The sequence below is a fragment of the Micrococcus lacusdianchii genome, from assembly GCF_023155805.1.
Classification (GTDB): domain Bacteria; phylum Actinomycetota; class Actinomycetes; order Actinomycetales; family Micrococcaceae; genus Micrococcus; species Micrococcus lacusdianchii.
In genome coordinates this window covers 1-6,313 of record NZ_JAKNUW010000035.1, presented here as the reverse complement: position 1 = coordinate 6,313, position 6,313 = coordinate 1, and the positions used below count along the sequence as shown (strand labels likewise).

General features: G+C 67.1%; 5 protein-coding genes. All 5 read left to right on the top strand.

The window, feature by feature from the left end; translation table 11 throughout:
- The first annotated feature begins 115 nt into the window (after window positions 1-115).
- Window positions 116-1,549 carry an ethanolamine permease gene (gene eat, locus MA879_RS11995; protein WP_248126792.1) on the top strand — a complete coding sequence of 478 codons (1,434 nt, stop codon included), beginning with the start codon at window positions 116-118 and terminating at the stop codon, window positions 1,547-1,549.
- A gap of 82 nt (window positions 1,550-1,631) precedes the next feature.
- Window positions 1,632-2,978 (top strand): glutamine synthetase family protein, encoded by a 1,347-nt coding sequence (locus MA879_RS11990; RefSeq protein ID WP_248126789.1) that lies wholly within the window; start codon window positions 1,632-1,634, stop codon window positions 2,976-2,978.
- Complete coding sequence (locus MA879_RS11985; protein WP_248126786.1) at window positions 2,959-3,774, top strand: gamma-glutamyl-gamma-aminobutyrate hydrolase family protein; 816 nt, start codon at window positions 2,959-2,961, stop codon at window positions 3,772-3,774. Before MA879_RS11990 ends, MA879_RS11985 begins: the two co-directional genes overlap by 20 nt.
- Window positions 3,771-5,129, top strand: a complete 1,359-nt coding sequence (locus MA879_RS11980) for an aldehyde dehydrogenase family protein (RefSeq protein ID WP_248126783.1) — start codon at window positions 3,771-3,773, stop codon at window positions 5,127-5,129. Before MA879_RS11985 ends, MA879_RS11980 begins: the two co-directional genes overlap by 4 nt.
- Window positions 5,130-5,178: 49 nt before the next feature.
- A complete protein-coding gene (locus MA879_RS11975; RefSeq protein ID WP_248126780.1) occupies window positions 5,179-5,955 on the top strand; it encodes a 3-oxoacyl-ACP reductase in 777 nt (258 codons plus the stop codon).
- Window positions 5,956-6,313: the final 358 nt, after the last annotated feature.

Sequence of the window (6,313 nt, the reverse complement as noted above, 5' to 3'; positions counted from 1 at the left end):
ACAGCACCTGCCACGGCCCTTGACCGCCCGACATATGACCTGGAACACTGCAAATCACTCCAATGGATTAGATGTAGACCATTGAGTCGGCTCTCTCTCGGATTGCAGGTGCACCATGAGCAATGACCATCCCCCCGCCTCTTTGCCCGCCGCCCGCTACCTCGAGAAACGACAGCTCAAGCGGGGTGCCGCGGGCTGGGTGTTGCTCGCTGGGCTCGGAGTCGCCTATGTGATCTCCGGAGACTTCTCCGGATGGAACCTCGGCCTCGCCCAGGGCGGCTGGGGAGGCCTGCTCATCGCCTTCCTCCTGATGGGACTCATGTACACCTGCATGGTGTTCGGGCTGGCGGAGCTGTCCTCCACCCTGCCCACCGCCGGCGCCGGGTATGGATTCGCCCGCCGTGCGCTCGGTCCGCTCGGCGGCTTCGCCACCGGCATGGCGGTGCTGATCGAGTACGCAGTGGCCCCTGCCGCGATCGCCACCTTCATCGGCGGATATATAGAGGCCCTGGGACTGTTGGGAATCACGAACTCCTGGCCGGTCTACCTTGTCACCTACATCGTGTTCATCGGCATTCACGCCTACGGGGTCGGTGAGGCCCTGAAGCTGATGTTCGGCATCACCGTGATCGCCGTACTGGCTCTAGCGGCTACCGTCATCGGCCTCGCCCCGCACTTCGAGGCGGCGAGGCTCTTCGACATCGTCCCCAAAGATGCCGCCGGGGCAAGCGCCTTCCTGCCCATGGGATTCGCCGGGGCCCTGGCCGCCCTGGTTTACGGCATCTGGTTCTTCCTGGCGATCGAGGGCGTCCCCCTCGCTGCAGAGGAGACCGCTGACCCGAAGCGTGACATGCCCCGCGGCATCATCGTCGCGATGCTCATCCTTCTGGTCACCGGCGCCCTCATGCTCGTCCTCGTCCCCGGCACAGGCGGCGCGGAGGCCATGAGCACCTCCGACAACCCACTCCCTGAGGCCCTGCGGACGGTCCTGGGCCAGGACAGCGCACTGGCCGTTGTCGTGAACTACGCCGGGCTGGCCGGCCTGGTGGCGAGCTTCTTCTCCATTGTGTTCGCATACTCCCGGCAGCTCTTCGCCCTCTCCCGCGCTGGCTATCTCCCCCGCTGGCTCTCTATCACGGGCACACGCAAGACACCGTGGGTCGCGCTGATTGTGCCGGGCACCGTTGGGTTCCTTCTGGCGGCGATCACCGGGGACGGCGGCCTGCTGATCAACATCGCCGTGTTCGGCGCCACGGTCTCCTATGTGCTCCTGAACCTCTCGCACATTCTGCTGCGCATCCGCGAGCCGGATCTTCCACGCGGCTACCGCACGCCTGGCGGGGTGGTCACCACGGGCATCGCCCTTGTCCTGGCCTGTGTCGCCGTCGTCGCCACCTTCATGGTGGACGTCAAGGCGGCGAGCATCACCGCGGTCGTCTTCGTCGCGTCGCTCGCCTATTTCTGGTTCTACAGCCGCCACCACGTCGTGGCGACCGCTCCCGAGGAGGAGTTCGCCCTCCTCCAGGACGCCGAATCCACCCTCCGCTGACACACCCTTCCGCCGGAGCGCCCGCTCCCAACACAAGGAGAACCCCTTGACCCCCTCATCCCACCACCCTCGCAGCGACCGCATGTTGACCGTCGACCTGCTGCGGCAGAAGATCGACGCCGGAGAGGTCGACACCGTCGCCCTCGCCTTCACAGACATGCAGGGCCGACTCCAGGGCAAGCTGTGCCACGCCCGCTTCTTCCTCGACGCCGTCCTCGACGGCGGAGCCGAGGGGTGCAACTACCTCCTGGCCGTGGACACGGACATGAACACACCGGACGGGTACACCCTCACCAGCTGGGAGTCCGGCTACGGGGACATGACCTTCGAGATGGATCTGGACACGATCCGGCTCATGCCCCATAACCCCGGCCAGGTGATGATCCAGTGCGACCTGGTCGCCCACGACGGCAACGACATCCCGATGTCACCTCGAAGCATGCTCAAGGCCCAGCTGCGACGCGCGGAAGACATGGGATTCCGGATGCTCACCGGGACCGAGCTCGAATTCTGCGTCTACGACACCTCCTACGAGGACGCCTGGGACTCGGGCTATCGGGACCTGGTGCCGGCCAATCGCTACAACGTCGACTACAACCTGCTGGGGTCCCAGCGCGTGGAGCCGCTACTGCGCGAGATCCGCAACGCCATGTACGGAGCGGGCATGACCGTGGAGTCGGCCAAGGGCGAGTGCAACCTCGGCCAGCACGAGATCGCCTTCCGGTACGCGGACGGCCTGGTCACTGCGGACAACCACGTCGTCTACAAGCTCTCTTCGAAGCAGATTGCCCACAGTCGTGGCCAATCGGTCACGTTCATGGCCAAGCCCAACCAGCGCGAGGGCAGTTCCTGCCACATCCATATGTCCCTGCGGGGGCTGGGCGGGGAACTCGTGTTCTGGGACGAGAAGACGGGCACGCGCACTGCTCTGTACGACCACTTCATCGCAGGGGTGCTCAAGGGCATGCGAGAGATGACCCTCTTCTACGCACCGAACATTAATTCCTACAAGCGCTTCGCCAAGGGCAGCTTCGCGCCCACTGCGGTCGCCTGGGGGCAGGACAACCGCACCTGCTCCGTGCGGCTCGTAGGCCACGGTTACGGTGCCCGCATGGAGAACAGGCTCCCCGGTGGCGACGTCAACCCCTATCTCGCCCTCGCCGCGATGCTGGCGTGCGGGCTGCACGGCATTGAGCACGGGCTGAAGCTGCAGCCGATGACAGAGGGGAACGCCTACGACTCCGATGCGCCGGTCGTTCCGGCCACCATGCGGGAGGCCCGCGATCTGCTCGCCTCCTCCGCCCTCGCCCGCGAGGTCTTCGGGGAGGACGTCGTCGACCACTACGTCCACTATGCCGACGTGGAGATGCAGGCGTTCGAGACCTACGTCACCGACTGGGAGATGCGCCGTGGCTTCGAACGTCTCTGAGGCACGCCATGAGCGCCGGCCGCGCATCGGCCTGACGACGTATTACCAGAATGGTTCGTGGGGTGTGTGGAACTCGACCGCAGCAATCGTGCCAGCGAACTATGTGGAAGCGGTGGTGCGGGCAGGCGGCGCGCCACTGCTCCTGCCGCCCCGCGGCACCGACACCTCCGTGGTCGAAATGCTCGACGGACTGATCGTGATTGGCGGGGTCGACGTGGACCCCGCCAACTACGGGGCGGAGCCCCACCCGGCGACCGCGTCCCAGCCGGAGCGCGACCATCACGACATTGCTCTGACCCGGGCCGCGCTCGACGCAGGCGTGCCCCTGTTCGCGATCTGCCGTGGCGCCCAGGTGCTTAACGTCGCGCTCGGCGGCACCTTGGTGCAGCATCTGCCGGACGTCAACGAAAACGCCGCCCAATACCAGCCGGCACCGGGAGAGTTCGGGCGCGTGGAGTTCTCCACCGAACCGGACAGCATCTGCCGAACTCTCCTTGGCCCGCGCGCCTGGTCCCCGTGTTACCACCACCAAGCCTTGGACACCGTCGCCGACGCCCTCAGGGTGACCGCGCGAGCGGATGACGGCACGATCGAGGCCGTGGAGCTTCGTGAGGGTGCATGGGCCCTCGGCGTGCAGTTCCACCCCGAGGAGAACGGGGACGACTCCCGCCTCTTCGGCGGCCTCATGGCTCAGGCCGCCGAGCACGCACGGACACCTCACCTCACGACGTTGCCGACCTCCGCCCCCACGACCCCGGGCACCTCCGCAGCCCCAAAGGAGCAGTTCGCATCATGACGACGGCAGAGATCATCAACCCCAGCACCGAAGAAGTCATCGCGACAACGGAGCTGGCTTCACTCGAACAGACAGACGCGGCGATCGCCGATGCCCGCACAGCGTTTGAGTCGTGGCGTCGGGTGGCGCCGGGCGACCGTGCCCGCCTGTTGCGGCGGTTCGCCGCCGCAGTGGACGCCGACCTCGAGAACCTGGCTTCCCTCGAGGTCGCTAACGCCGGCCATACCATCGGTAATGCCCGATGGGAGGCTGGCAACGTCCGCGACGTCCTCGACTACTACTCCGGAGCCCCGGAGCGTCTGACCGGCCAGCAGATCCCGGCTCCCGGAGGCGTCGACATCACGTTCCATGAGCCCTTGGGCGTCGTGGGCGTGATCGTTCCATGGAACTTCCCCATGCCGATCGCCGGGTGGGGCTTCGCCCCTGCCCTGGCCGCGGGCAACACGGTGGTACTCAAGCCAGCCGAGATCACACCGCTCACTGCAATCCGCCTCGGCGAACTGGCCCTCGAAGCGGGCATCCCCGAGGGCGTCCTCACCGTCCTCCCCGGCAAGGGCTCGGTCGTGGGCGAGCGGTTCGTCACCCACCCCGACGTGCGGAAGGTGGTGTTCACTGGATCCACCGAGGTGGGCAAGCGCATTATGCGCGGCTGCGGCGACCAGGTGAAGCGCCTCACCCTCGAACTCGGCGGGAAGAATGCGAACATCGTGTTCGCCGACGCCGACCTCGAGCGGGCCGCCGCGGAGGCGCCCGGCGGCGCCCTGGACAACGCCGGACAGGACTGTTGCTCGCGCTCCCGGGTGCTCGTGGAGCGATCCGTCCTCGACCGCTTCATGAAGCTGCTCGAGCCGGCGGTGAAGGAGTTCCGCTGCGGCGACCCCCGAGACGAGTCCACGGCCATGGGGCCGCTTATCTCCGCCGGGCACCGCGATTCCGTGCTCTCCTACCTCGACGACGCCCCGGTCGCGTTTCGCGGCGCCGCCCCCGAGGGGCCAGGCTACTGGTTCGCGCCAACCGTGCTCACCCCCGACCGGGACGCCCGCGCATTCCGGGAGGAGGTGTTCGGCCCGGTCATCTCCGTGGTGCCGTTCGAAGATGAGGCTGACGCCATTGCCCTGGCCAACGACACCGAGTACGGACTGTCCGGCTCGATCTACACCCGCGACGTCGGGCGAGCCTTGCGCGTCAGCCGTGCCGTCGAGGCGGGCAACCTCTCCGTCAACTCGCACGCCTCGGTGCGCTACTGGACCCCGTTCGGCGGGTTCAAGCAGTCCGGCATCGGCCGCGAGCTGGGCCCGGACGCCCCGCTAGCGTTCACCGATACCAAGAACGTGTTCGTTTCCACCGACGCCTGACAGCCCCGCTATCTCGACCTCTCCCGCCCCCATCTCCGAAGGAGCAATCATGAATGTCAATGCCACCCGTCTGACCGACCGCAGCGCCGTGATCACCGGAGGCGCCTCCGGTATCGGCCGCGCCACAGCCCGCCGTCTCGCCGCCGAGGGTGCCAGGGTCGTCATAGCCGACATCGACCCGACCTCGGGTGAGCAGGCCGCCGTCGAGGTCGGCGGCATGTTCGTCAAGGTCGACGTCAGGAACCAGGAGGAGGTCGAGAACGCCTTCGCCGAGTGCCAGCGGGCCTACGGATCCGTGGACATCGCCTTCAACAACGCCGGCATCTCACCGGCGGACGACGCGTCCATCCTGGACACCGGCATCGAGGCCTGGCGCAAGGTGCAGGAAGTGAACCTCACCTCCGTGTACTACTGCTGCAAGGCGGCGTTGCCCTACATGTTGGAGCAGGGCAAGGGCTCGATCATCAACACGGCCTCGTTCGTGGCGGTGATGGGTGCAGCCACCTCGCAGATCTCCTACTCGGCCTCGAAGGGCGGCGTCCTCGCCATGACTCGCGAGCTGGGAGTGGAGTTCGCCCGGCGGGGTGTGCGAATCAACGCACTGTGCCCGGGTCCAGTGAACACGCCCCTGCTGAAGGAGCTGTTCGCCAAGGACCCGGAGAAGGCCGAGCGCCGTCTCGTCCACGTGCCGATGGGCCGCTTCGCCGAGCCCGAGGAGCTGGCAGCGGCCGTCGCATTCCTGGCCAGCGACGACTCCTCGTTCATGACCGCATCCACGTTCCTTGTGGACGGCGGCATCGCCGGAGCCTACGTCACCCCACAGTAAGCGTGCACTGAGCCCGTCCGGCCCCTCGGAGGCAGGACGGGCACGCGGTCTCCGACCGCGGCCGGGCCGAGGGGCGACCATCCCTGTGCAACATCACCATCCCCTTCATGCTCACGTTCAACCTCGCCGGGCTCCCGCATTCCCTCGGCGACGGCGGCCTCGCGATGCTCCTGAGGTAAACCCTCACCCTTAAGGCAATGGGCGCCGTGGTGCTGGGCTTCGTCATCCTCTGCGCCTCGTGGGCGCGGACGATGCTGCAACGCCCGGCCGAGAGACGGGCCGGGGCAACGCGCTTTTGGGGGGTCGCGCTCGCCCGTGACGACCCTGCGAAAGAATGTCGACCCGACAGGGGCCGTCC